Below are 25,078 nucleotides of genomic sequence, written 5' to 3'. Positions count from 1 at the left end.
GAAAGGTTTGGATGTATCCAGGTCGCCTATGATGCCATCTTTGGACTGATGTGCCCGGCCATGCCTTTATGCCGGCCGGTTATGTGACGCCATGCCCGACCTCCATACCTTGACCACCTTCTTCGGCATTGCCATCCTGCTGGCGCTGTCGCCGGGCCCGGACAATCTTTTCGTGCTGATGCAATCGGCGCTATGGGGCCGATCCGCCGGCTTGATGGTGGTGCTGGGGCTTTGCACCGGGCTGCTGGGACATACCGCCGCGGTGGCCGTGGGCCTGGCGGCCGTTTTCGCGGCATCGCCAGTGGCTTTCGCGCTTTTGAAATGGGCGGGCGCGCTGTATCTGGCCTACCTGGCGTGGCAGGCGTTCCGGGCCCCGGCGGGCGCCGGCGGCGCCGGGGCCGCGCCGAAGCTTGGCGCCCGCGCGCTTTACCTGCGCGGCATCGTTATGAATCTGACCAACCCCAAGGTGCTGCTCTTTTTCCTGGCTTTCCTGCCGCAGTTCACCGCCCCCGCGGCCGGCCCGGTCGGCCTTCAGATCGTGGCGCTCGGCGGGGTTTTCATGGTGGCGACCATGCTGGTTTTCGGCGGGATCGCGGTCTTTTCCGGCGCCGCGGGCGCCATGCTGCAGCGCTCGGCTCGCGCCCGGCGCGTGTTGAATACCTGCGCGGGACTGGTGTTCGCCGGACTGGCCGTGCGGCTGGCGACGTCGGTGCGCTGACGGAAGGTCTGGGCCCGCCCGGCGGGATGCGCAAGCCGGCCTAGGCCGCGACGAAGCGCACCACGCCGTCCTCGCCGGTACGGCGTGTCAGGCGTCCTTCGAAGTACAGCGCGTGCAAGTGCGCCAGCGCCTCGCCCATCGCGAAGGTCAGCTGATGCAGATCCAGCTGGCGCTTGAACAGCACCGGCACGATATCGGCGGCGCTGCATGGCCGGCGGCACGCCGACATTACGTCCTGCAGACGTTCGGCATGGTGCGCCTGCTGTTGCGCGATGCGTTCGTGCAGGCCCTTGAACGGCCGGCCGTGCGAAGGCAGCACCAGCGCATCTGCCGGAACGTCGCCATACCCGTCCAGGCTGCGCAGGTACAGCGGCAGGGGGTTGGCATCGGGCTCGTAATTGAACACGCTCACATTCGTCGATATGCGCGGCAGCACCATGTCGCCCGAGATCAGCACATTGAGCGCCGGACAATAAAGCGACGCATGCTCGGGCGCATGGCCGTAGCCGACGATCACGCGCCAGTCATGCGCACCCACGCGGATGCTGTCGCCGTCCATGATGCGGGTGAAGTGCCCTGGCACCGAGGGCACCAGGTTGGGGTAATAGCCCGCGCGCTGGCGGATCTGCTCCTGCGCCTGGGGGTCGGACAAGCCATGCCGCGCGAAGTGCGCCACCGCGCTGTCGCCGCCCGCGCCTGCGCCGCCGCTGCCGCCCAGGGCGCCGCCACGGGAAAACAGGCAGGCCACGGCATAGTCGGTCATCGTCATCCACAACGGAGCATCCCAGCGGCGGCAGATCCAGTCCGCCAGGCCAACGTGGTCCGGATGCATGTGGGTGACCAGCACGCGCAGGACAGGCAGACCGTCCAGTTGCTCGTCGAAGATGCGGTTCCAGAGCGCCTTGACCTCGTCCCGGCTGATACCGGCATCCACGACGGTCCAGCCCTGGCGGCCGTCGATTTCGTCACGCAGCAGCCATAAATTGATATGGTCCAGCGCGAACGGCAGGGGCATGCGTATCCACCGGACGCCCGGAGCGATCTCCCGGGCGGCGCCCGGTTCGGGCTGGCTCTCGCCCCATGGATACTCCAGCTTGTGCTCATTCGGGTTCATGACGCATCTCCAGCTTGACGGTGGCCTCCAGGCCATCATAATTGACGTTTACGTAAGCTGCCAATGCCATGTCGCCCACATCCTGGACTATTTCCGAACTCGCGCGCGAATTCGACATCACGCCCCGCACCATCCGGTTCTACGAGGACCAGGGCATCGTCAGCCCCGCGCGGGACGGGCGCAACCGCGTCTACAGCAGCCGCGACCGCACCCGGCTGAAACTCGCGCTGCGGGGTAAGCGGCTGGGCTTGCAACTGGCGGAAATCCGCAGCCTCATCGACATGTACGACGGCCCGGGCGGAACCGAAGCGCAGCTGCGGGAATATCTGGCGATCCTGACGCGCCACCGCCAAATCCTGGAACAGCAGCGCCGCGATATCGACGACACGCTGGCGGAAATCGCCAGCCAGGAAGCGGAATGCCGGCGCCTGCTCGAAGTCCAGGCCTGAGGCGGTGCGCCGTGCCCGCGGGCCCGGGCGGCACACGGACGGCGTATTGATATAACGTTTACGTAAACGTAATATAGGCGGCGCAGCATTGCATCGGCCGCAACGCCGGGCGCAAGATAGTCCGGCCGCCGGCTGCAACCCCCGATACGTGGTGCCCGCCTGCCCTTGCAGGCGCCTATGTAAGCACCCGCTTTTCTGGAGACAGGCATGGACATTCCCGGTTTGAGCTTCGACCTCGGCGAAGACCTGGAGCTGTTGCGCGATACCGTGCGCCGTTTCGCACAGGCCGAGATCGCGCCCCGAGCGGCGGAGATCGACCGCAGCGACCAGTTCCCCATGGACCTGTGGAAAAAACTTGGCGACCTGGGTGTGCTCGGGATGACCGCCAGCGAGGCCTATGGCGGCGCGCAGATGGGCTACCTGGCCCACATGATCGCGATGGAGGAGATCTCGCGCGCCAGCGCGTCGGTAGGTCTGTCCTATGGCGCGCACTCCAACCTGTGCGTCAACCAGATCCACCGCAATGGCACCGAGGCGCAGAAGCGCCGCTACCTTCCCAAGCTGATCTCCGGCGAACACGTCGGCGCGCTTGCCATGAGCGAGCCCGGCGCCGGTTCCGATGTGGTCAGCATGACGCTGCGCGCGGAAAAGAAGGGCGACCGCTATGTGCTGAACGGCAGCAAGATGTGGATCACCAATGGCCCGGATGCCGACACGCTGGTGGTCTACGCCAAGACCGATCCGCAGGCGAAGCAGCGCGGCATCACCGCATTCCTGGTCGAGAAGGGATTCAGCGGTTTTTCGGTGGCGCAAAAGCTCGACAAGCTGGGCATGCGGGGCAGCCATACCGGCGAGCTCGTTTTCCAGGACTGTGAAGTGCCCGAGGAAAACGTGCTGGGCGAAATCAACGGCGGCGTAAAGGTGCTGATGAGCGGTCTTGACTACGAACGCGCCGTCCTTGCCGCCGGACCGCTGGGCATCATGCAGGCCGTGATGGATGTGGTGGTCCCCTACATCCATGAACGCCGGCAGTTCGGCCAGCCCATCGGCGAATTCCAGCTGATCCAGGGCAAGATCGCCGACATGTACGCCGGCCTGCAGGCCTGCCGTGCATTCTGCTACGCCGTCGGCCGCAACCTGGACAAACTGGGTACCGAACACGTGCGCCGCGTGCGCAAGGACTGCGCGGCCCTGATTCTTTACGCCGCCGAAAAGGCGACCTGGATGGCCGGCGAAGGCGTGCAGATCCTGGGCGGCAACGGTTATATCAACGAATTCCCGACCGGGCGGCTGTGGCGCGACGCCAAGCTGTATGAGATCGGCGCTGGCACCAGCGAGATCCGGCGCATGCTGATCGGCCGAGAGCTCTTCAACGAAACCGCCTGAACCCGTCCATCGCGCGGCCCCGCGTCATGCCCGTCGTGGCGGCGCCGTCGCCACCGCTGCAAGAGGAGTCATCATGTCTGATCCCGTCGTTATCGTTTCCGTCGCCCGCACCCCGATGGGGGGCATGCTGGGCAGCCTGTCCAGCCTGGCCGCGCATGAGCTCGGTTCGGTCGCCATCAAGGCCGCCGTCGAACGCGCCGGGATCAAGCCGGAACAGGTCGATGAAGTCCTGATGGGCAACGTCCTGCAGGCCGGCCAGGGCCAGGCGCCGGCGCGCCAGGCCGCGCTGGGTGCGGGCTTGCCCATCGGCGTGGCATGCACCACGGTGCACAAGGTATGCGGCTCCGGGCTGAAGGCCGCCATGCTGGGTCACGACATGCTGGCCGTAGGCTCGGCGCAGATCGTCGTGGCCGGCGGACAGGAGAGCATGAGCAACGCTCCCTATCTGCTGCTGAAGGGCCGCCAGGGCTATCGCTACGGCCATTCCACCGTCTACGACCACATGGCGCTGGACGGACTGGAAGATGCCTACCAGCGCGGCACTGCCATGGGCGTGTTTGCCGAGGATTGCGCGGCGCGCTTCGAATTCACGCGTGACCAGCAGGACGCTTTCGCCTTGGAATCGCTGCGCCGCGCGCGCGCCGCCACCGAAGACGGCAGCTTCAAATGGGAAATCGCGCCGGTGACGGTGGCCGGACGCAAGGGCGACGTAGTCGTCGATACCGACGAGGCGCCGACCAAGGCTTTGCCCGAGAAGATCCCTACGCTCAAGCCGGCCTTCAAAAAAGACGGCACCGTCACGGCGGCCAGCTCGGCGTCCATTTCCGACGGGGCGGCCGCCATGGTGCTGATGCGCCTGTCGACGGCGGAAAAGCTGGGCGTGAAACCGCTGGCCCGCGTCGTCAGCCATGCGCAGCACGCGCAGGAACCGAACTGGTTCACCACCGCGCCGATCGGCGCGTTGAAGAATCTTTTCCAGAAGAGCGGCTGGCGCGCCGAGGACGTCGACCTCTACGAGATCAATGAGGCCTTCGCCGTGGTCACCATGGGCGTCATGAAAGACTTCGGCATTCCGCATGACAAGGTCAACGTGCATGGCGGCGCGACCGCGCTGGGCCATCCCATCGGGTGCTCCGGCGCGCGCCTGGTGGCGACGCTGGTCGGGGCCTTGCGCAAGCAGGGCGGCAAACGCGGCGTTGCGACCCTGTGCATCGGCGGCGGCGAAGCCGTCGCCATGGCCATCGAAATGATCTGAGGCGGACGCGGCTCATGGCCATTATCGAATCCCGCATCAATCCGCGCGCGCAGGACTTCCAGGACAATGCCCGCGCCATGCAGGCCTTGCTGGACGATCTGCGGGCGCAGATGGCGCAGGCCGCCCAAGGCGGCGGCGAAACGGCGCGCGCCCGCCATGTCTCGCGCGGCAAACTGCTGCCGCGCGAACGCGTCGAGCGTCTGCTCGATCCCGGCACGCCGTTTCTCGAGCTGTCGCCGCTGGCGGCGCACGGCATGTACGACGGCGAAGCGCCAGCGGCCGGCCTGATCACCGGCATCGGGCGGGTGTCGGGCACCGAGTGCGTCATTGTTTGCAATGACGCCACCGTGAAGGGCGGCACCTACTACCCGATGACGGTGAAGAAGCACCTGCGCGCGCAGGAGATCGCGGCGCAGAACCGGCTGCCGTGCATCTATCTGGTCGACTCCGGCGGCGCCAACCTGCCGCGCCAGGAAGACGTTTTTCCCGACCGGGACCACTTCGGGCGCATCTTCTACAACCAGGCGGTGATGTCGGCCGACGGCATCGCGCAGATCGCGGTGGTGATGGGGTCATGCACGGCCGGCGGCGCCTATGTGCCCGCGATGAGCGACGAGTCCATCATCGTGCGCAACCAGGGGACCATTTTCCTGGGCGGGCCGCCGCTGGTGAAGGCCGCCACGGGCGAGGAAGTCAGCGCCGAAGACCTGGGCGGCGGCGACGTGCATACGCGCCTGTCGGGCGTGGCCGACCATCTGGCGGCGGACGACCATCACGCCTTGCGGCTGGCGCGCGACGCCGTCGCGCGCCTGAACCGGGTCAAGCCGCGCCCGCTGGCCCTGCAGCCGGTGCGCGAGCCTCGTTACGACCCGCAGGAACTGAATGGCATCATCCCCGCCGACACACGCAAGCCTTACGACGTGCGCGAAGTGATCGCCCGCATCGTCGACGATTCCGACTTCGATGAATTCAAGGCGCGCTACGGACAGACGCTGGTCACGGGCTTCGCGCATCTGCACGGCATGCCGGTGGGCATCGTCGCGAACAACGGCATCCTGTTTTCCGAGTCGGCGCAGAAAGGCGCGCATTTCATCGAACTGTGCGCGCAGCGGCGTATTCCGCTGGTGTTCCTGCAGAACATCACCGGCTTCATGGTGGGCCGCAAGTATGAAAACGAAGGCATCGCGCGCCATGGCGCAAAGATGGTGACGGCCGTGGCAACGGCGGCGGTGCCCAAGTTCACCGTTCTGATCGGCGGTTCCTTCGGCGCCGGCAACTACGGCATGTGCGGTCGCGCCTATTCGCCGCGCCTGCTGTTCATGTGGCCGAATGCGCGCATCTCGGTCATGGGCGGGGAGCAGGCGGCCAGCGTGCTGGCCACCGTGCGGCGCGACGGCATCCAGGCCAAGGGCGGCACATGGAGCGCCGAGGAAGAAGAAGCCTTCAAGGCCCCCATCCGCGAACAGTACGAGCGCGAAGGGCACCCCTATCATGCCACCGCACGCCTGTGGGACGACGGCATCATTGCGCCCGCCGACACCCGACGCGTGCTCGGGCTTGGTTTATCCGCCGCGATGAATGCGCCCATCCCGGAAACCCGCTTCGGCGTCTTCCGCATGTAACGAGGAGACCCCGTGTTCTCGACCCTGCTAATTGCCAACCGCGGCGAGATCGCCTGCCGCATCGCCGCCACGGCCCGCCGCATGGGCATCCGCACCGTGGCCGTGTATTCCGACGCCGACGCGCATGCCGCCCACGTCGCGGCATGCGACACGGCGGTTCGCCTGGGCCCCGCCGAACCGCGGGCCAGCTATCTGCGCAGCGACCTCATCTTGGAAGCCGCGCGCAATGCCGGCGCGCAGGCCATCCATCCCGGCTACGGCTTCCTGTCAGAGAACGCGGCGTTCGCGCAAGCCGCCGCGGCCGCGGGTGTCGTCTTCGTCGGTCCGCCAGCCGACGCCATCGCGGCCATGGGCAGCAAATCCGCGGCCAAGCAGCTGATGGAAAAGGCCGGCGTGCCGCTGGTGCCCGGCTATCACGGCGAAAACCAGGACGCCGAATTTCTCCGGCGCCAGGCCGATGCCATCGGCTATCCCGTGCTGATCAAGGCCAGCGCCGGCGGCGGCGGCAAGGGCATGCGCATCGTGCACGAGGGCGCGGCATTCGCGGACGCACTGGCCTCGTGCCGCCGCGAGGCTGCCGCCAGCTTCGGCGATGACCGCGTGCTGATCGAACGCTATCTGCAGAAGCCGCGTCACATCGAGATCCAGGTCTTCGCCGACAGCCATGGCCAATGCATTTATCTGTTCGAGCGCGATTGCTCCGTCCAGCGCCGGCACCAGAAAGTGATCGAGGAAGCCCCCGCGCCCGGGATGACGGCGGCGCGCCGCCAGGCGATGGGCGAGGCCGCCGTGGCCGCGGCACGCGCGGTGGGATACGTTGGGGCGGGAACCGTCGAGTTCATCGTGGAGCCCGACGGCCGCTTCTATTTCATGGAAATGAATACGCGGCTGCAGGTCGAGCATCCCGTCACGGAAATGATCACGGGGCTCGACCTGGTCGAGTGGCAGCTGCGCGTGGCGGCCGGCGAACCGCTGCCGGCGCGGCAGCAGGACCTGCGGCTGCACGGACACGCCATCGAGGCGCGGCTGTACGCGGAGAATCCGGACACCGGGTTCCTGCCGTCCACCGGCACGTTGCGCCATCTGGACCTTCCGCCGCACATCGCTTTCGCCAACGGCCCGGTGCGTGTCGACGGCGGGGTACGGGCGGGGGACACGATCACGCCCTACTACGATCCGATGATCGCCAAGCTGATCGTGCACGGCAAAGACCGCGACGAGGCGCGGGCGCGCATGGCGCAGGCCCTCGGGCAGGTGAGGGTGGTCGGTCTGCATACCAATACGGCGTTCCTGGGCCGGCTCATGCGGGATGAGGCCTTCGCGTCGGCAGACCTGGACACGGGCCTGATCGAACGCCGGCGCAGCGGCCTGCTCCCGCCCTCACGGCCCGCCACCCCGGCGGTCCTGGCCGTGGCCAGCGCCGCGCTGCTTGCGCGGGACGGCATGACGGCGGCAGCCGGCGCGGAAGTATCGTCCGATCCCTGGGACGTACGCGACGGCTGGCGCGTGGACGGCCGCTACGAGCGCGCGATTGCATGGCGGGAGGGCGACGCCCTCCGCCATGTACGTGTCGCGCGCGACGGCGGCGCCTGGACCATCGGCGTGGACGAACGGACGGCCGCCCCCGCGCGCTGGGACGCCACGCCGCGGGGCGCCGGGGCCGCCTGGGATATCGCCGTCAAGACCGAAGATGGCGAAATGCGCGGCGTCGTGGTGTGGGACGGCGATGACGCCCACGTGTTCCTGGATGGCGATGTCCATGTGCTGCGGCTGGACGACCCGCTGGCGCGCGCCGGACACGACCATGGCGAACACGGCGGCGACATGACGGCGCCCATGCCGGGCAAGATCATCTCCATCGGCGTGCGGGCCGGCGATGCGGTGAGCAAGGGCCAGGCGCTGCTCGTCATGGAGGCGATGAAGATGGAGCACACCATCGCCGCGGCGTCCGACGGCACGGTACGGGAGATCTTCTTCAGCGTCGGCGACCAGGTGCCGGAAGGCGCGGTACTGATTGCGCTGGATCAGGGCCAGGCATAGCGCAGACGACGGCGCCACAAAGCCTCCAGGCAAAAAAATCGGCCCCCGAAAGGGGGCCGACGTACTGCACGAGAGGACTGCCACACAGCATCCCCGCCTCTCGCCGGGGAACCGCCCGCCCGTACTGGCGCGGACGGCAGGACTTCCTCGCGCCTGACCCGGCTCACCGGGCCGGCGCCTTTGTCTTTACGAGCTTTCGTCAGGCATTTCGCCGCGTCGGCGGCGCGCCGCCGGCGTTTTGCGCAGCCGCGATCAGACACCTTCGAACGGCGCGTTGTCGGGGTCGCCGAAGGCAACATGCGACGAGCCGTTGCCGGCTTGCACTTCGGCGGCGACCTGCGCGCGCGACACGCCGTTGTCGGCTTGCGCGGTGAAGGGCGTGTTGTCGGGCTCGCTATTGCCGGTCAGGCCGGCGGCGCGGGCTTGCTGCAGTTCAGCGACGACCTGGGCACGGCTCACGCCGTTGTCATCCTGGCCGTAGACGCCTTGGAAGGGGGTGTTATCGATATCGCCACGCGGGGTGCCGGCTTGCGCGGCGCCGATGGCGGCAAACGACAGAATCAAAGCGGTAGCGATGGTTTTGGCTTTCATGACACTTCTCCTAATCCCTGTTGAATGGCCGGGAGGGGCACCGCTTCGCGTGGGAGGAATCCGCCGCCAGCTGTGTCCGTTGCGTTCCCGATGAAGTGCATTCTGCGCCTTCGGGGGTTAGGGATAAACCCTTAGGACGGAATTGATCTTTCCGAATTTATAGGTAATTGTTGTCGATATCGGGCCGATTACAAGATGGTCGATATAAGAATTCAATCGGCCCGGGGTTGTCATAGGTGGTGGCTGCCGTTGCCGGTCCCGCGGCAATTCGCGATCACTACCCAAAAAAATCGGCTTCCGAAGAAGCCGATTTCTGCGGAATGCCCGCCCGGATCCCCACCGCCCGAGGGCTGCCGCCGCGGCCGCTGAGGGACGCGGACCGCGTGCAACGGCAGCGGCGTTCAACGGCGCATCGCGGTGATGATTCCGTCGAGCGTCTTCAGCATGCTTTCGATCTCGTCTTCGGTGACGTTCAGCGCCGGCATGAAGCGCAGCAGATTGCCGCGCGGGGCGTTCAGCAGCAGACCTTCCGGATTCAGTTTGCGGGCGGCCTCCACGATGGCAGGACCATCATCGCGGTCCATGACCAGCGCGCGCAGCAGGCCGAGGCCGCGCTCGCCGCGCATGCCCCATTTTTCCGACAGCTTGATCAATCCTTCCGAAAGCTGGCGGCCGCGCGCCTTGACGGTGTCGAGAAAGCCCGGCGCGTTCAAGGCATCGAACACAGCAGTGCCAACAGCCGTCATCAGGGGGTTGCCGTTGTACGTGCCGCCCTGTTCGCCGTGCGAGAACACGCTCACGTCCTGGCGCGCCAGCAGCGCGGCCAGCGGCACGCCGCCGCCGATGCCCTTGCCCAGGGTCATGATGTCGGGCGTGATGCCGAACTGCTGGTAAGCGAACATGGTGCCGGTGCGGCCCATGCCCGTCTGCACTTCATCGACGATCAGCAGAATGCCATGCTCGTCGGCCAGTTTGCGCAGGCCCTGCATGAACTCCACCGTGGCGGGAATCACGCCGCCTTCGCCCTGTACCGGCTCGAGCATGACGGCCACCGTTTGTGCATCGATGAGCTTGCGCACCGACTCCAGGTCGTTCAGCTCGGCCTTGGGGAAGCCGTCCACCTGCGGCGCGAACATCGTGTCCCAGCCCGGCTTGCCGGACGCCGACATGGTGGCGAGCGTGCGGCCGTGAAAGCTGTGGTTCATCGTGATGATCTTGTACGCGCCGTTGCGATTGACGCGGCCCCACTTGCGCGCCAGCTTGATGGCGCCTTCGTTCGCTTCCGCGCCGCTGTTCGCAAAAAAGACGCGGTCGAACACCGACGCCCGGGTCAGGCGCTGCGCAAGCTGCAGGGACGGCTCGTTGTAGTAAGCCGGCGACGGGTTCATCAGCTTGGCGGCCTGCTCGTTCAGGGCCTGCAGCATTTCCGGAGCGCTATGGCCCAGGCAGTTCACCGCCCAGCCCTGGATGAAGTCCAGATATCGCTTGCCGGTGTTGTCCTCCAGCCAGGATCCCTGTCCTCGCACGAACACGAGGTCCGGGCGGGAGGTGATCTCCATGAGGGTGTTGACGTTGTACTGGCTGAATTCCATGGCGGTTCCTGAAAGGAGGAAGAAGGAAACTTGCCCGCAACTGCTGGCGGGCAAGGGAGTAAATTTATCACCCGTTGGCGCGCGGCAGGAAACCGGAACCGGTCAACGGCTGAGCCCGCGCGCCGCAATGGGCCAGAGTCCCTCAACCACGCCGGCCCGCACCGCGACCAAGGTATCGTGCAGATTGAAGGTGGGGTCGCAGTGAGAAGGCACCAGCAGCACCTTCGCGCCCAGCGCCGGCGCCGCCGCCCCGGCCGCCACACGCACGATCCCATGTTCGTCGTTGGCCGCGACGTAGCTCAGGCCGGGGCGCTCATGCAATCGCGGCAGGCCGCATTCGATCGTCGTTGACTTCAGACCGGCATCCAGGACCACGCGGTCTGCGCACGGTACGCTCATGACCGTGCTGAGCAGGAACAGGCTGTTCCGAAAGCGCAGTTCCCCCGCCCATTCGTTGTCGCCGTAGTCGCCGTCCATGAAGGCATAGCTGCCCGGCTGCAATTCCGTATAGATGCCACCGGGGGCATCGAACTCCGCCGTGCCCGTGCCCGATCCCGTGATGATCGCGCAATGGTAGTCGTGCCTGGCCAGCACGTGGGCGCATTCACGAGCGCGGACGGCCGCCTCGCGGCTCGCCGCCGCGCGCTCCGCGTGACCGCGCCGATGCTGAAGCGAACCGTGATAAGCCTGCAGCCCGGCGAAGCGCAGTCCGGGCAGGCTTTCGATGCGGCGCGCCAGTTCCAGCGCAGCGATCGGCGACGACACGCCACACCGGGCTTGGCCGACGTCCAGCTCCACCACCACGTCGATGCGCGAGCCTTGACGGGCCGCCGCGCGCGACAGATCGGCCACATTGTCCGCATGATCCACGCAAACGCTGAGTCTGGCCTGCCGCGCCAGCGATGCGAGCAGCTCTACCTTGGACGCGCCCACCACCTCATTACTGATATGTATGTCGCGCACGCCGGCCGCCACGAACGGCAAAGCCTCGCTGACCTTCTGCACGCAGATGCCGCGGGCCCCGATGGCGGCCTGGCGCAACGCCACCTCGGGGCATTTGTGCGCCTTGGCATGCGGACGCAGATGGACGTTCCAGCGATCCGCCCAGTCCTGCATGATGCGCAGGTTGTGATCGAAGGCGTCCAGGTCCAGCACCAGACACGGGGTGTCGACGCGGTCCAGGGGGTCGCCCACGCGCGCGGGTGGCGGCAGTTCCGGCGCTGGAAGTCCCTGGCCGGTTACATCGATTTCCGTGTTGTCCAAAAGCGGTCCTCCGGACGAAGGGGCTGCACGACCACCGCGCAACATTTCTGACGATCGGCTAAAAGCGAGGCTTCGGAGGCCGCGCGCCGGCGTCGCGTAACAGCTACGGCTGAGCGGTTGCCCCGGAATCTGAATAAGCGTAAAGTGAATTCATGTTTGCTGGTTTGCCGATGAGCGGGCCGACTGGGCAAACAGGCACAAACGTTTGCGCCCTATGTTCGATATCCTCGTCTATCTTTTTGAAAATTACTACACGCCGCAAGCCTGTCCTGCGGCGGATGTACTGGCGAAACGTCTGGCCGCCGCGGGCTTCGAGCACGAAGACATCGATGATGCGCTGGGCTGGCTTTACGGCCTGGCGGAAACCACCGAACGCTGCGTGGACCTTGCGCAGCAACCCGCCACGGGCACGCGCATCTACACCGACAGCGAGTACCGCCAGCTCGGCAGCGAAGCGATCGGCTTCATTACCTTCCTGGAGACCGCCGGCGTGCTGCCCGCGCCTTTGCGCGAGATCGTTATCGATCGCGCCCTGGCCGCGCCGGAATCCCCCGTTCCCCTGTCCAAGCTGAAGATCACGGCCCTCATGGTGCTGTGGAGCCAGGAGGCCGATATCGACAACCTGGTCCTGGAAGAGCTGCTGGACGACGACGGCGACGTCCGCTGCCTGCACTGACGTCCCGAAGACCTTTCGCGCGCGACCTGCTGCGCGCGCAGGTTCTTCGACACGACAGGCGCAAGACGCCGCGATACCCAGCCGGCCCTGCAAGGGCCGGCTTTGCTTTGTCAGCGGGGTTTCCACGGTCTGCGGTGTCGCGATTCTTGCTCTCGCATCGAGACAGGCGTTTCTGGTTGCTTTCATGAACTACATCGGCCGCTTCGCCCCCAGCCCCAGCGGCCCGCTGCACGCGGGCTCGCTCGTTGCCGCCCTGGCGAGCTATCTGGACGCCCGCGCCCACGCAGGCACATGGCTGCTGCGCATCGAGGACATCGATGCGCCGCGCACCGTGCCGGGCGCCGACCGCGTCATCATGAAGCAGTTGCGCACCTTGGGCCTGCAATGGGACGGCGAAGTCCTTTGGCAATCGGCGCGGGATGCGGTCTATCGCCAGGCATTCGACACGCTCCTGGCGCGCGGGCTGGTATATGGCTGCGCCTGCACGCGACGCGAAATCATAGAAAACCATGCGGCGATGGAGGCCGCGCGCGGCACGCAGCAGGTTCTGCTGGATGGCGAACGCCCCTATGTCGGCACTTGCCGCAACGGTCTTCCCCCCGGACGCCATGCGCGCGCGTGGCGGCTGCGCGTGCCGGAAGGCATCGAGCGCTTTACGGACCGCTGGTTCGGCTCGCAGCAGCAGGACGTGGCGCGGGCCGTCGGGGATTTTGTTCTGAAGCGGGCCGACGGCATGTGGGCGTACCAGCTTGCCGTGGTCGTCGATGACGCCGCGCAAGGCGTCACGGATGTGGTGCGGGGCGCCGACCTGCTCAGCTCTACCGCGCGCCAGCGCGTGTTGGCCAGGCTGCTGGGCGCGACGCCGCCGCGGGTCATGCACGTGCCGCTGGTGCTGGACCCGGCGACCGGACTGAAGCTGTCCAAGCAGAATCACGCGCCGGCGCTGGACCTGTCGCGCCCGCTGGAGACGCTGGGACAGGCATGGCGCGCCCTCGGCTTCGCGCCCATCGAGGCCCGGACGCCGCAGGGGTTCCTGGCCGAAGCCACGCGGCAATGGGCCCGGCGCTACAAAGGCTGAAAATCGGGGCCAAGCAAGCGGACGAGCAGCGCGGTGCCATCGTCGCCCACCCGGAACTCACCGTAACGGGCGGCGGCGTAGCGCCGCGCCTCACCTTCGGGGAAGAAGTAGGCGTTCGTCCCCAGCCGCACGCCCCCGGCACGCACGCGATAGCGCAACACGACCTCGTCCCCGCCATGCGGCAAGGGCTCGGGCTGGACGCGCAGGGGCTGGGCGACGCCTCTGGCGTCCGGTCGCAGCACCAGATAGCCGTCGGTGGACGGACCGCCCCAGCGGTTCTGCTGCGCGGCGTCGGCCTCTTGCAACTGGCCGATCTCACGCGCCGCCGCGAAACGCAGCGCCATGTAGTCTCCCTGCATCAGGGATCGTGGATCGGCCGGCGCCAATGCGAGGCGCACGATCGTTCCGTTGGAAAGCAGCTGCTCCCGCTGCCAGATGCCGGCGTTGACAACCGCGAGCGCCAATACCAGCCCCCCGAGCATGACGGCGGCCCATACCGGCCGCCGCGGCCGGACGGCGTCCGATGCAGCGGGCTGCTGCGATAGCCCCCGGGACGCGGCATTTGACGCCGGCTGCGACTCGCCGCTCGCCGGCCGGCCCAGACGCCAGGCCAGCACGCGCATGATCAGGAGCAGCACGCCGGCGCACGCCAGCCACGCGGCCTTTTCCAGAAGCGGGACATCGAGCTGGTAGTAATACAGGACCAGATAAACGATCAATGCCGCCTGCCCCCAGCGGCGCAACCGCGGCCGGCCGAGACCGAAACCCAGCAGAACCCACGTCATGGCAAAGGCGATGCCCGGACCGGGCATCCAGCACGCGCCCAGCAGCAGCAATCCCGCCGGCACGGCAATCCGCATCCGGGCGGGCAAGGCGTGCGCCTGGCGCCGCAGCAGCACGATGGACACCGCCAACGGGAGCAAGGCCGCCAGCACCAGGAACCCGGCCGCCGGGGGATGCAAACCCCACAGCGCCGGCAACTCCCACACCGCCACCCCCGCCGCCTGCAGCGCGCCCAATTGGGCCGCCAGGGACAGGGCCCAGGCCAACGGCTGCAAGACATCCCGGCGCGCTGCCGGCATGCGCTCGCGGGCAAGAAAGGCGAGCGCGGAAAGCCAGGCGGCGCATACGCACGCGGGAAGCCACAAGGTCAACCCGCGCAGCACGTCGAAGCTCATCCAGGAAAGCATCTGTTGATACAGCGCCTGGCTGCCGGCGGTGAAAGCCGCCAATATGAAAACGGCCAGGGCCATCATCAGCCCGCTCAGGAAACGCAGGATGGCGTCCGGTCCCAGCACATACACGGCGGTGGAAAGCGCCAGCAGAAGCAGCGCCGAGCCGGTTACGGATTCCGACTGGGACAGGCCCGCCGTCACCAGGATCTGGCCGGCGAATGCGAGCGCGATGGCGCACTGCCGCCAGAACAACTGAGGCGCATTGCGCACGATCGCCACGCCGACGGCGCACAGCGCAAGGCCGATCACCAGCGCGCCGGCCGGCGTCTGCACCAGCCCCGACGCCAGCAGAAAGGTCAGCAGAAGGAGGGTCGCCAGCCACGCGCTCAAACCGAGCAGCGCCTGCACGTACCAGGGGGTCGCCGTGCGGCGTACCGTGCGCGGGCCAAGCTGCACGACGGCGGGCACCTCCGGCTCCACTGCGCCGCCGGCCGACGCCACCGCCGGCTCGGCATCGGCGGCGATGGCCGGACCCGCCGCCAGCCGCCGCAGCCAGCGCGCCGCCACCACTGCCTCGCCCATGAGCAGGGCCGCCAAGGGCAGGGCAACCCAGACGCCCGGTTCGATCCGGAACAGCCATTCGCCCAGCACCCGCAGCGACACGCACACCACGCCGGCCGCAAGCAGGGCCAGGATCGCCAGATCGCGCCGGATGCGTATATAGAAATAGGCGAGCGCCAGGGTTGCGCCAACCCATGCCAGGCCGGTGTAGGTGCCCAGCCCTTGGACCACCGAATCTCCGAACATCAGCGCCAGGACCAGCACGCCCATGGCGATCAGCACCAGCACGCGCGGGCCGACACCGGTGCCGGCCCGCCAGTGCCGGGCGCAGAGCTCCCACACCGCCAGCAACAACAGGTTCGCGGCGCTCACGACCAGGCTCGCGAAGCCGGGGCCATCGAACACAACCCACCACGACAGCACGCGTTCGCCCAGCAGCAGCCCCAGCGCAACGTTGGCCAGCACGATCCAGAAAAGCCACACGCCCTGGCTGCGGGCCGCGATGGCCCATGGCAGCATCAAGGCCGCCCACAGCGCGAAAAGCTCCCAGGTGTCCGCGCCGGTCTGATAGGTTTGTCCGACCAGCGCCAGCAAGGCCCCGAGCAGCACGCCTGCAAGCCCGACCACGCAGGCGCGGCCATGCGCCGCGACGCTGCTGCGCGCCGGCCTGACATAGAGCCACGCCGCCAGCACGGCGCTTGCGGCCAGCACGACTTGCGCACCCGCCAGCCGCTGCATTTTCGTCATGGCGTCCCAGTTCGCCGCCACCCCGCAGACCGCCGCGCTGGCAAGCAACAGCAATCCCAACGCCAGTGTCGCGCGCGCCAGAAACGCGCGCCAAGCGTGCAATTCCGATCCTGCCGGCGAGTGGGTATCGACTTGCATGTGGCGAATCTCCGCTCTTATCATCCGCGCTATTGCGGCGGGCCGCCGCCATTGGACACACATGAGCAAAACGTTGATTATTGCCGAGAAGCCCTCGGTCGCCCTGGATATATCACGCGCCTTGGGAGGCTTCGCGCGTGAAGGCGAATACTTTGAAAGCGAACGTTACGTCCTGGCGTCGAGCATCGGTCACCTGCTGAGCCTCGTCGCACCGAACGATCCCGTCAAAGGCAAATGGAGCTTCGCCCACCTGCCCGTCATCCCGCCCAAATTCGAACTGGATCCGACCGACAAGCGTTCGAGCGAACGACTGAAGCTGCTGGTGCGCCTCGCCAAGCGCAAGGACGTGGACAGCATCATCAATGCCTGTGACGCGGGGCGCGAAGGCGAACTGATCTTTCGTTACATCATCCAGTATGCGGGTGTAAACAAGCCGATCAAGCGCCTGTGGCTGCAATCGATGACGCAGGCCGCGATACGCGAAGCGTTCGAAAACCTGCGGGATGACAGCGTCATGAAGCCCCTGGAAGCGGCGGCGCGTTCGCGCGCCGAAGCGGACTGGCTGGTGGGCATCAACGGCACGCGCGCCATGACGGCCTTCAACAGCAAGGACGGCGGCTTTTTCAAGACGCCGGTTGGCCGCGTGCAAACCCCCACGCTGGCGATCGTGCACGAACGCGAAAACCGCATCCGCGCCTTCGTGCCGCGCGACTATTGGGAAGTGCGGGCCACGTTCGTCGCCGCGGCGGGCCTGTATGAAGGCCGCTGGATCGACCCGGACTTCAAGAAGGACGAGCGCGATCCGGAGAAACGCGAGTCCCGCCTGTGGTCGCTGGCGGCCGCGCAAAGCGTGGTGGCCGCATGCCGCGGCCAGGCCGGCACGGTCACCGAGGAATCCAAGCCCTCCACGCAACTGTCTCCCGCGCTTTACGACCTGACGTCCTTGCAGCGCGAAGCGAACGGCCGCTTCGGCTTTTCCGCCAAGACGACCCTGGCGCTTGCGCAAAGTTTGTACGAACGGCACAAGGCGCTGACGTATCCGCGGACGGACTCGCGCTACTTGCCGGAGGACTACATCAACACGGTGCGCGACACCATGCGTACGCTGGCCGACGCACAGGCCGGTCCGGCGGCCGCTTCCGCGCGTCATGCAGCGCAGGTCGTAGCGCAAAACTGGGTGAAGCCGAACCGCCGCATCTTCGATAACAAGAAGGTGTCGGATCACTTCGCCATCATTCCCACCCTGCAGGTGCCGCGCGACCTCAGCGAGGCCGAAGCCAAGCTCTACGATCTGGTGCTGAAGCGATTCCTTGCCGTGTTCTTTCCGCCGGCAGAATATCGCGTCACCACGCGCATGACGGACGTGCAAGGACATCGCTTCCGCACCGACGGCAAGGTGCTGGTGGCGCCCGGCTGGCTGGCCGTGTACGGCAAGGAAGCGCAGGGCGAGGATGCCAACCTGGTGCCCGTGGCCGAAGGCGAAAAGGTGCGCACGGAAGAGGTCGAAGCCGTCGGCTTGGCCACCAAGCCGCCGCCCCGCTACAACGAAGCCACGCTGCTGTCCGCGATGGAAGGCGCGGGCAAGCTGGTGGAAGACGAGGAGCTGCGCGAAGCAATGTCCGAGCGCGGTCTGGGGACGCCGGCCACGCGCGCAGCGATCATCGAAGGCCTGTTGAACGAAGGCTATCTGCGCCGCGAGGGCCGCGACCTGGTTCCCACGGCCAAGGCCCGGCAGCTGATGACGCTCCTTTCGGGTCTGGATGTGGCCGAACTGACGTCGCCCGAGCTGACGGGCGAATGGGAACACAAGCTCAAGCAAATCGAACAGGGCGGTCTGGCCCGCGACGCCTTCATGCGCGAGATCGCGCAAATGACGCAGGTCATCGTCAAGCGCGCCAAGGAATACGAGCGCGATACGGTGCCTGGGGACTACGCGACGCTGCAGACGCCTTGCCCGAAGTGCGGCGGCGTCGTCAAGGAAAACTACCGGCGCTTCGCGTGCACCAACTGCGATTTCTCGATCAGCAAGCATCCCGGCGGTCGCACCTTCGAACTGCCCGAAGTGGAGGAACTGCTTGCCAGGCGCGAGATCGGCCCCCTGCAGGGCTTCATCAGCAAGATGGGGCGCCCCTTCGCGGCGATCCTGCGCATCACCGACGAATACAAGCTGGAGTTCGACTTCGGCCAGAGCAACGAAGAGGACAACGAGCCGGTCGATTTTTCCGGCCATACGCCGGTGGGGCCTTGCCCCAAATGCAGCTCGCGCGTCTTCGAGCACGGCATGAGCTACGTCTGCGAGAAAGCCGTCGGGCCCGACAGGACCTGCGATTTCCGCTCGGGCAAGGTCATCCTGCAGCAGGAAATCTCGCGCGCGCAGATGGAAAAGCTGCTGAACGACGGCCGCACCGATTTGCTGGATGGCTTTGTGTCCAGTCGCACCAATCGCAAATTCAAGGCGTATCTGGTGCGACAGCCGGACGGCAAGATCGGCTTCGAGTTCGAACCGCGCGGTGAAAAACCGGCCGGACGCGCGGGCGCGAAAACGGCGGCGAAGACCGCGGCGAAAACGGCCGCAAAGACCGCAACCAAGCGCGCCGCCAAGACCGCAGACGCGGGCGGCGCCGAGGCAGGCGCCGCCAAAACGGCCGCCCGTACGCCCGCGGTGAAGAAAACAGCAGCCAAGAAGGCGCCGGCGAAAAAAACCGCTGCCAGGAAAACCGCCGTCAAGACGGCGGCCTGAAGCGTGAACGTCCGTCACATGCGTGGCGTGGCGGGCGGTCGGGGCGGTCAGCGCGACTAGCCGCCGCATGCTTGCCGGGCCGCGTCCGCGGCCCGCGCCTCTCTCCCTCTTTTGGACGACCCGCCATCGGCCGGCGCGCCGGCCGATGCTGGCCGCATGGCGCGTGCGGGCGTAGACTGTGCAACGCCGCGGCGGCGCGCGGCGCGGCGCGCGGTCATCGCGCGCATCCCTTCCAAGACCGACGGCCGCGCCCGCCACGGCCGCATGACACCCGGCAGGCCGCCTATCCGGCGGCGTCGCCTGGGGGAGACATCGAGAGGCCCAAGCATGCAGCAGCACTTCATCGACAATCGTCCCGTCACGCCTTCGTCCGGCGAGTACATCCCGGTCATCGATCCATCCACGGGCGAGGAATACGACGCCATCCCGCGCGGCAACGCTGCGGATATCGAGCGCGGCGTGCAGGCGGCGCGCAAGGCCTTCGAGGGCGCTTGGGGCGCACTCACGGCCGCCGAACGGGGGCGCCTGCTGCTGAAGCTTTCGCAACGGGTGCTGGACCACTTCGACGAACTGGTCGCCATCGAATCGCGCGATTGCGGCAAGCCCACCAGGCAGGCGCGCGCCGACGTCACGGCCATCGCACGCTACTTCGAGTTCTACGGCGGCGCGGCCGACAAGCTGCATGGCGAAACGCTGCCGTATCAGAACGGCTACACCGTGCTGACGCTGCGCGAGCCGCACGGCGTGACCGGCCACATCGTGCCGTGGAACTATCCTTTGCAGATCTTCGGCCGCAGCGTCGGCGGCGCGCTGGCCGCGGGCAATGCCTGCGTCGTCAAACCGGCGGAAGACGCGTGCCTGTCGGTCCTTCGCATAGCCGAACTCGCGGCGGAAACGGGCTTTCCGCCGGGCGCCATCAATGTGGTGACCGGTTACGGGCATGAGGCGGGCGACGCGCTCGCCCGCCATCCGGGCATCGACCATATTTCCTTTACCGGCTCGCCTGCCATCGGCATTCTGGTCACGCAGACCGCCGCCGCCAACCATACGCCGGTTACCACGGAACTGGGCGGCAAATCGCCGCAAATCGTCTTCGCGGACGCGGACTTCGACGCCATGCTGCCCGTGGTGGTCAACGCCATCGTGCAGAACGCCGGCCAGACCTGCTCCGCCGGCAGCCGCCTGCTGGTGCAGCGCAGCGCATACGACGAGGTGCTGGACAAAGTCGGCCGGGCCTTCGCCGCCCTGCGCGCGGGACCCGCACACATGGACCTGGACTGCGGACCGCTGATCCGCAAGACCCAGCAGGCGCGCGTCGCGGATTTCCTGAAGCAGGCCCGCGACGACGGCATTCCCACCGTCGCGCAAGGCTCGCTTGCCGACGGCGCGCCGTCGACGGGCTTCTACCAGGTCCCGACCCTGCTGCGCGACGTGCCCATCGACCACCGCCTGGCCCGCGATGAAGTGTTCGGACCGGTATTGGCGGCCATCCCCTTCGACGACGAGGCGGACGCGGTTCGCATCGCCAACGCCACGGACTACGGCCTGGTTGCCAGCGTCTGGACACGCGACGGCGGACGCCAGCTGCGCATGGCGCGCAAGGTCAGGGCCGGCCAGGTCTTCATCAACAACTACGGCGCCGGCGGCGGCATCGAACTGCCCTTCGGCGGCGTCAAGGCCAGCGGCCACGGCCGCGAAAAAGGCTTCGAAGCCCTGTACGGCTTCACCGTCCTGAAGACCATATCGATCAAGCACGACTAAGCGCGGCTACGCACGCCGACGCTCCGGTGCCGGGCCCCTCAGGCCCGCACCGCTCCGCGCACCTCGCCGCGCTGCCCGTCTGCGGATTCCCTCATTCCTCATACCAGACCCCGCCAGCCAGCATCATTCGATGGTGGCCGTATCCCGCGGGCATCATGGGATAGCAGTTTTCCTGTTCCGCCACGCACACGTCCAGGAAGTACGGGCCGCGGCTTTCCAGGCATAGCCGCAAGGCATCATCCAGCTGCGCGGGATCGGAGACCCGCGCAGCGCCCCATCCGAACGCTTTGGCCACCGCCACGAAATCGGGCAGAGATGCGTTATAGCTGTGGCTGTAGCGGCCCCCGTGAATCAACTCCTGCCATTGCCGCACCATGCCCATATAGCCGTTGTTGCACAGCACGACCTTGACGTCCGCGTCGTGCTGCACGGCGGTGGACAGCTCCTGGATGTTCATCAACACGGAGGCATCGCCGCTGACGCACACCACTGTCCGGTCCGGATGCGCGATGCGCGCGCCGATCGCCGCAGGCAGGCCGTAGCCCATGGTGCCCGCGCCGCCGGACGTCAGCCAGCGATTCGGCCGTTCGAATCGCAAATACTGCGCGGCCCACATCTGGTGCTGCCCCACATCTGTCGACACGATGGCGTCGCGGCCCTGCAGGGCGGCGTTGAGACGCTGCATCAAATGCTGCGGCAGGATGGCGTCGTCCCGCTCAGGCACCGCCAGGCAATCCTTGGCGCGCCAGCGCTCGATGCGATGCCACCAGGCCTGCAGCTGTTCCGGCGGCGGCGCGCGGTCCGCCAGCGCCTCGCGCAGCGCGCCCACCAGCGGCAGGCAATCGCCGACCATCGCAACGTCAACGCGCACCACCTTGTTGATGGAGGCCGGGTCGATGTCGATATGGATCTTGCGGGCGTGGGGACAGAAGTCGGCGAGACGCCCGGTGATGCGGTCGTCGAAACGCGCGCCCACGCAAACGATGAGGTCGGCATGGTGCATCGCCAGGTTGGCTTCGAGCGTGCCATGCATGCCCAGCATGCCCAGAAAGCGCGGATCCGATGCGGGAAAGGCGCCCAAGCCCATCAATGTAAGGGTGCAGGGCGCATCCACATGCCGCACCAGGTCCGTGAACGCGGCGCAGGCCTGCGGCCCCGCATTGATCAATCCGCCGCCGCCGTAGAACACCGGGCGGCGGGCCTGCGCGATCAGGTCCGCGGCGCGCCGGACGGCGCTTTGCGGCACCTTCAGCGCCGCCTTGGCGGCCTGCCGCCGTGCACGCAACGCCGCCACGCCGACGCGTTCGCCGGCCGGCAGCGTTTCGTCCACGTCGGCCGGCAGCGCCAGCTGCACGTCCTTTGGAAAGTCGACCAATACGGGGCCCGGGCGGCCCTGCCGGGTCAGGGTCAGCGCACGCGCGGCCGTATCGGCCACGGCGTCCACCGTCCGGATTTGCGTATTCCACTTGGTCACCGAACGCGAAATGCCGATGGCGTCGCATTCCTGGAAGGCGTCGGTGCCGATGGCGCCGGTCGCCACCTGCCCGCTGATGCACAGCACCGGGATGGAATCGCACATGGCGTCCAGCAGACCCGAGGTGGTGTTCGCCATGCCGGGACCGGATGTGACGAAGACCACGCCGGTCTTGCCCGTCGTCCGGGCGTAGCCCTCGGCCGCATGCACGGCCGCCTGTTCGTGCCTAACCAGCACATGGCGCAGCCGCGGCTCCGCATACAGCGCGTCGTAAAGCGGGAGCACCGCTCCCCCGGGGTAGCCGAACACCGTGTCCACGCCATTCGCAATCAAAGTGTCCAGGAGAATTCGCGCGCCGTTGAGCAGGGCGGGCGCGCCGCAGGCGTCGGCGCCGGTAAAGGCCTGTGTGGGGAGACGGTCATTCATGGAAACCATCTTAGGATGGATTCCGCGGAATATTTACCCTGATTTTCTTGGAACTGTGCGAAGATGCAGGAAATTCATCTTCAAAACACGGTAACTGAAGAAAATGCGTCTGGACAAATTCGACTTGGCCATCTTGCGCGTGCTCCAGGACAATGCGCGCGCCAGCCTGAACGACATCGGCGCCGCCGTGGGGCTGTCCTCGACGCCATGCTGGAACCGCATCAAGCGTATGGAAAACGCCGGGGTGATCCGCGGGTATACGGTCAACATTGATCCGGCGGCGCTTGGCTTCATGGACACCGTGATCGTCCACGTCACGCTCGAAAGCCACAGCGAGGAAACGCTGTACGAATTCGGCCGCGCGCTCGCGCAGATTCCCGAAGTGCTGGAGGCCTTTCTGGTGTCGGGCGATTACGACTACTACATCCGCATCGCCGTGCGGGACACGCGCGACTACGAGCGCCTGCTGCGCGAACAGCTTTACCGTATTCCCGGCATACGCCACAGCAAGTCCAGCTTCGTGCTGCGGCGGCTGAAGGAATCCATGCTGCCGCTCAATACGCCTGCACCGATATAATCGGCGGTCATTCCGCCCGATCGCGCCTGCCGCGTTTCACCTTACCGCGCGATACGCGCCGACTCACGCTGCACATGACTGAAGAAACCTCCAAACCGTGGCACGTCGTGCGCCGCTCCAAGCTGCATGGAAACGGCGTGTTCGCCGCCCGCAAGATTCCCGCGGGCACGCGCATCCTGGAGTACGGCGGCCGGCGCATCAGCGCCAAGGAAGCCGACCGGCGCCATCCCACCAATCCGGACGACCCCTTCCACACCTTCTTTTTCTCGCTATCGTCGGGCAAGGTCATCGACGGCGGCGACCATGGCAACGACGCCCGCTGGATCAATCACAGCTGCGAACCCAATTGCGAAGCGCAGGAAGGCAGCGGCGGCAAGCGTGTCTATATCGTCGCCTTGCGCGACCTGAAGCGCGGCGAAGAACTTTTCTACGACTATGGGCTCGTGCTGGACGGCAAGATCACCAAGGCGCTGAAGGAAGGCTACAAGTGCCTGTGCGGCACGCCGAGCTGCCGCGGCACGATGCTGGCCCTGCCCGAGAAAAAGAAAAAGAAGAAAAAGAAAGCCTGACAGGGCGCCCACGCGCGGCGCCAGCCCATCCTTAAGCCATGCAGGGCGCGGGGCTTTCCGCCAGCGGCGCGGCCGCTGCGCTTACAATGCCTTCATGCCGTCGAATGACGGCATACAGTACGTCTTCAGGGCGGGGCGAAATTCCCCACCGGCGGTAGGCCACGCAATGTGGCAAGCCCGCGAGCGCCAGCGGACCGGAAACGGCACGCGGGGTCAGCAGATCTGGTCAGATTCCAGAGCCGACGGTCATAGTCCGGATGAGAGAAGATGTGCCGGCACACTTCCGTACCCCGCACGCTGCGGCGTGCCCGCGGTTTTGCGTTTGGCTGTCCATTGCCCTGGAACGTTTTTCGCCCACTTGATTGCGAGAGCGTTTCAATGTCCCAAGCAACTTATTCCTCCCCCGTCCCCGATCCCCGCTATCCCGCCATTGCGGCGCAGCCGTTTCCGATGCGCCTGGCGCGCGCCCTGCACCATATGCGGCTGGGCAGGCCGGTCATCCTGATGGACGATTTCGACCGCGAGAACGAAGCGGACCTGATCGTCGCCGCCGACAAACTGACCGTGCCGGTGATGGCGCAGCTGATCCGCGACTGCAGCGGCATCGTATGCCTGTGCCTGAACGATGAAACGCTGGAACGCCTGGCCCTGCCCCCCATGGTCAGCCGCAACGAAAGCCGCCACGGCACCGCCTTCACCGTTTCAATCGAAGCGCGCGAAGGCGTCTCCACCGGCGTGTCGGCCCAGGATCGCGTCACCACCATCCGCGCCGCCATCGCGCCGCAGGCCAAGGCCGGCGATGTCGTCAGCCCTGGCCATGTCTTCCCCTTGCGCGCCCAGCCGGGCGGCGTGCTGACGCGCCGTGGCCACACCGAAGGCTCCGTCGATCTGGCCGTCCTGGCCGGACTGCGGCCCGCGGCGGTGCTTTGCGAACTGATGAACCCGGACGGCACCATGGCGCGCGGCGAGGCGATCGAACGATATGCCGCCAAGCACGGTCTGGTCGCGCTGACGATCGCGGAACTCGCCGACTATCGCCGCAGCCTGGCGGCCGGGGCGAGCGAAGGGACCGCTGCCGTTTCCATCGACGTGGCGCCGCAGGCAGCCTGAAGCGGCAAAGGCGACG

Annotated in this window: 19 protein-coding genes and 1 riboswitch; of the genes, 13 read left to right on the top strand and 6 right to left on the bottom strand. The window is 66.9% G+C overall.

Features of this window, described 5'->3' with window-relative positions:
- The first annotated feature begins 91 nt into the window (after window positions 1-91).
- Entirely contained in the window at window positions 92-718 is a 627-nt protein-coding gene (locus CAL13_RS00220; protein ID WP_086071163.1) for a LysE family translocator, read from the top strand.
- A gap of 40 nt (window positions 719-758) precedes the next feature.
- On the opposite strand, the gene CAL13_RS00215 is transcribed toward CAL13_RS00220, so the two are convergent.
- Window positions 759-1,832, bottom strand: a complete 1,074-nt coding sequence (locus CAL13_RS00215) for an MBL fold metallo-hydrolase (RefSeq protein ID WP_086071162.1) — start codon at window positions 1,830-1,832, stop codon at window positions 759-761.
- A gap of 68 nt (window positions 1,833-1,900) precedes the next feature.
- Between CAL13_RS00215 and CAL13_RS00210 the strand changes: the two genes are divergently transcribed.
- The 5 genes from CAL13_RS00210 (at window position 1,901) to CAL13_RS00190 (ending at window position 8,584) form a co-directional block, all read left to right on the top strand.
- The gene (locus CAL13_RS00210; protein WP_086055711.1) at window positions 1,901-2,281 is read left to right on the top strand and encodes a MerR family transcriptional regulator; all 381 of its coding nucleotides are present in this window, start codon (window positions 1,901-1,903) and stop codon (window positions 2,279-2,281) included.
- Window positions 2,282-2,488: 207 nt separating this feature from the next.
- On the top strand, window positions 2,489-3,667 hold the full coding sequence (locus CAL13_RS00205; protein WP_086055710.1) for an isovaleryl-CoA dehydrogenase: 1,179 nt from the start codon (window positions 2,489-2,491) through the stop codon (window positions 3,665-3,667).
- 73 nt (window positions 3,668-3,740) lie between these two features.
- On the top strand, window positions 3,741-4,922 hold the full coding sequence (locus CAL13_RS00200) for an acetyl-CoA C-acyltransferase (RefSeq protein WP_086055709.1): 1,182 nt from the start codon (window positions 3,741-3,743) through the stop codon (window positions 4,920-4,922).
- 14 nt (window positions 4,923-4,936) lie between these two features.
- Window positions 4,937-6,544 (top strand): carboxyl transferase domain-containing protein, encoded by a 1,608-nt coding sequence (locus tag CAL13_RS00195; RefSeq protein WP_086055708.1) that lies wholly within the window; start codon window positions 4,937-4,939, stop codon window positions 6,542-6,544.
- Between the two features lie 12 nt (window positions 6,545-6,556).
- Window positions 6,557-8,584: an acetyl/propionyl/methylcrotonyl-CoA carboxylase subunit alpha gene (locus CAL13_RS00190; RefSeq protein WP_086071161.1), complete on the top strand. Its 2,028-nt coding sequence runs from the start codon at window positions 6,557-6,559 to the stop codon at window positions 8,582-8,584.
- Between the two features lie 252 nt (window positions 8,585-8,836).
- On the opposite strand, the gene CAL13_RS00185 is transcribed toward CAL13_RS00190, so the two are convergent.
- The 3 genes from CAL13_RS00185 to CAL13_RS00175 form a co-directional block, all read right to left on the bottom strand.
- Window positions 8,837-9,175, bottom strand: coding sequence for a DUF4148 domain-containing protein (locus tag CAL13_RS00185; protein WP_086055706.1), 339 nt, complete (start codon window positions 9,173-9,175; stop codon window positions 8,837-8,839).
- A 401-nt stretch (window positions 9,176-9,576) separates the two neighbouring features.
- Window positions 9,577-10,767, bottom strand: coding sequence for an acetylornithine transaminase (locus tag CAL13_RS00180; protein ID WP_086071160.1), 1,191 nt, complete (start codon window positions 10,765-10,767; stop codon window positions 9,577-9,579).
- A 102-nt stretch (window positions 10,768-10,869) separates the two neighbouring features.
- Complete coding sequence (locus CAL13_RS00175) at window positions 10,870-11,883, bottom strand: DSD1 family PLP-dependent enzyme (RefSeq protein ID WP_332459905.1); 1,014 nt, start codon at window positions 11,881-11,883, stop codon at window positions 10,870-10,872.
- Between the two features lie 361 nt (window positions 11,884-12,244).
- Here CAL13_RS00175 and CAL13_RS00170 point away from each other — a divergent pair, with 361 nt between their 5' ends.
- Window positions 12,245-12,706 carry a DUF494 family protein gene (locus tag CAL13_RS00170; protein WP_066652533.1) on the top strand — a complete coding sequence of 154 codons (462 nt, stop codon included), beginning with the start codon at window positions 12,245-12,247 and terminating at the stop codon, window positions 12,704-12,706.
- Between the two features lie 184 nt (window positions 12,707-12,890).
- Window positions 12,891-13,784 carry a tRNA glutamyl-Q(34) synthetase GluQRS gene (gene gluQRS, locus CAL13_RS00165; RefSeq protein WP_086071158.1) on the top strand — a complete coding sequence of 298 codons (894 nt, stop codon included), beginning with the start codon at window positions 12,891-12,893 and terminating at the stop codon, window positions 13,782-13,784.
- Here gluQRS and CAL13_RS00160 read toward each other — a convergent pair.
- Window positions 13,772-16,405 (bottom strand): GDYXXLXY domain-containing protein, encoded by a 2,634-nt coding sequence (locus CAL13_RS00160; protein WP_086071157.1) that lies wholly within the window; start codon window positions 16,403-16,405, stop codon window positions 13,772-13,774. The two genes, gluQRS and CAL13_RS00160, sit on opposite strands and share 13 nt — an antisense overlap.
- Before the next feature lie 61 nt (window positions 16,406-16,466).
- On the opposite strand from CAL13_RS00160, the gene CAL13_RS00155 reads away from it, so the two are divergent.
- Window positions 16,467-19,145 carry a DNA topoisomerase III gene (locus tag CAL13_RS00155; protein WP_086071156.1) on the top strand — a complete coding sequence of 893 codons (2,679 nt, stop codon included), beginning with the start codon at window positions 16,467-16,469 and terminating at the stop codon, window positions 19,143-19,145.
- A 327-nt stretch (window positions 19,146-19,472) separates the two neighbouring features.
- Window positions 19,473-20,906 (top strand): aldehyde dehydrogenase family protein, encoded by a 1,434-nt coding sequence (locus CAL13_RS00150; protein ID WP_086071155.1) that lies wholly within the window; start codon window positions 19,473-19,475, stop codon window positions 20,904-20,906.
- A gap of 91 nt (window positions 20,907-20,997) precedes the next feature.
- On the opposite strand, the gene ilvB is transcribed toward CAL13_RS00150, so the two are convergent.
- Window positions 20,998-22,815 carry a biosynthetic-type acetolactate synthase large subunit gene (gene ilvB, locus CAL13_RS00145; protein ID WP_086071154.1) on the bottom strand — a complete coding sequence of 606 codons (1,818 nt, stop codon included), beginning with the start codon at window positions 22,813-22,815 and terminating at the stop codon, window positions 20,998-21,000.
- Window positions 22,816-22,909: 94 nt separating this feature from the next.
- Between ilvB and CAL13_RS00140 the strand changes: the two genes are divergently transcribed.
- The 3 genes from CAL13_RS00140 to ribB all read left to right on the top strand — a co-directional run bounded on the left by CAL13_RS00140 (window position 22,910) and on the right by ribB (window position 25,062).
- On the top strand, window positions 22,910-23,383 hold the full coding sequence (locus CAL13_RS00140; protein WP_086055698.1) for an Lrp/AsnC family transcriptional regulator: 474 nt from the start codon (window positions 22,910-22,912) through the stop codon (window positions 23,381-23,383).
- A 74-nt stretch (window positions 23,384-23,457) separates the two neighbouring features.
- The gene (locus CAL13_RS00135) at window positions 23,458-23,952 is read left to right on the top strand and encodes an SET domain-containing protein (protein WP_086055697.1); all 495 of its coding nucleotides are present in this window, start codon (window positions 23,458-23,460) and stop codon (window positions 23,950-23,952) included.
- Window positions 23,953-24,069: 117 nt separating this feature from the next.
- Window positions 24,070-24,225: riboswitch (FMN riboswitch) on the top strand.
- 105 nt (window positions 24,226-24,330) lie between these two features.
- Entirely contained in the window at window positions 24,331-25,062 is a 732-nt protein-coding gene (gene ribB / locus CAL13_RS00130) for a 3,4-dihydroxy-2-butanone-4-phosphate synthase (RefSeq protein ID WP_086071153.1), read from the top strand.
- The last annotated feature ends 16 nt before the right edge of the window (window positions 25,063-25,078 follow it).

The organism is Bordetella genomosp. 9 (assembly GCF_002119725.1).
Taxonomy (GTDB): Bacteria; Pseudomonadota; Gammaproteobacteria; order Burkholderiales; family Burkholderiaceae_B; genus Bordetella_C.
The sequence above is the reverse complement of the archived record's forward strand: the minus strand, read 5'-3'. Positions and strand labels throughout refer to the sequence as shown.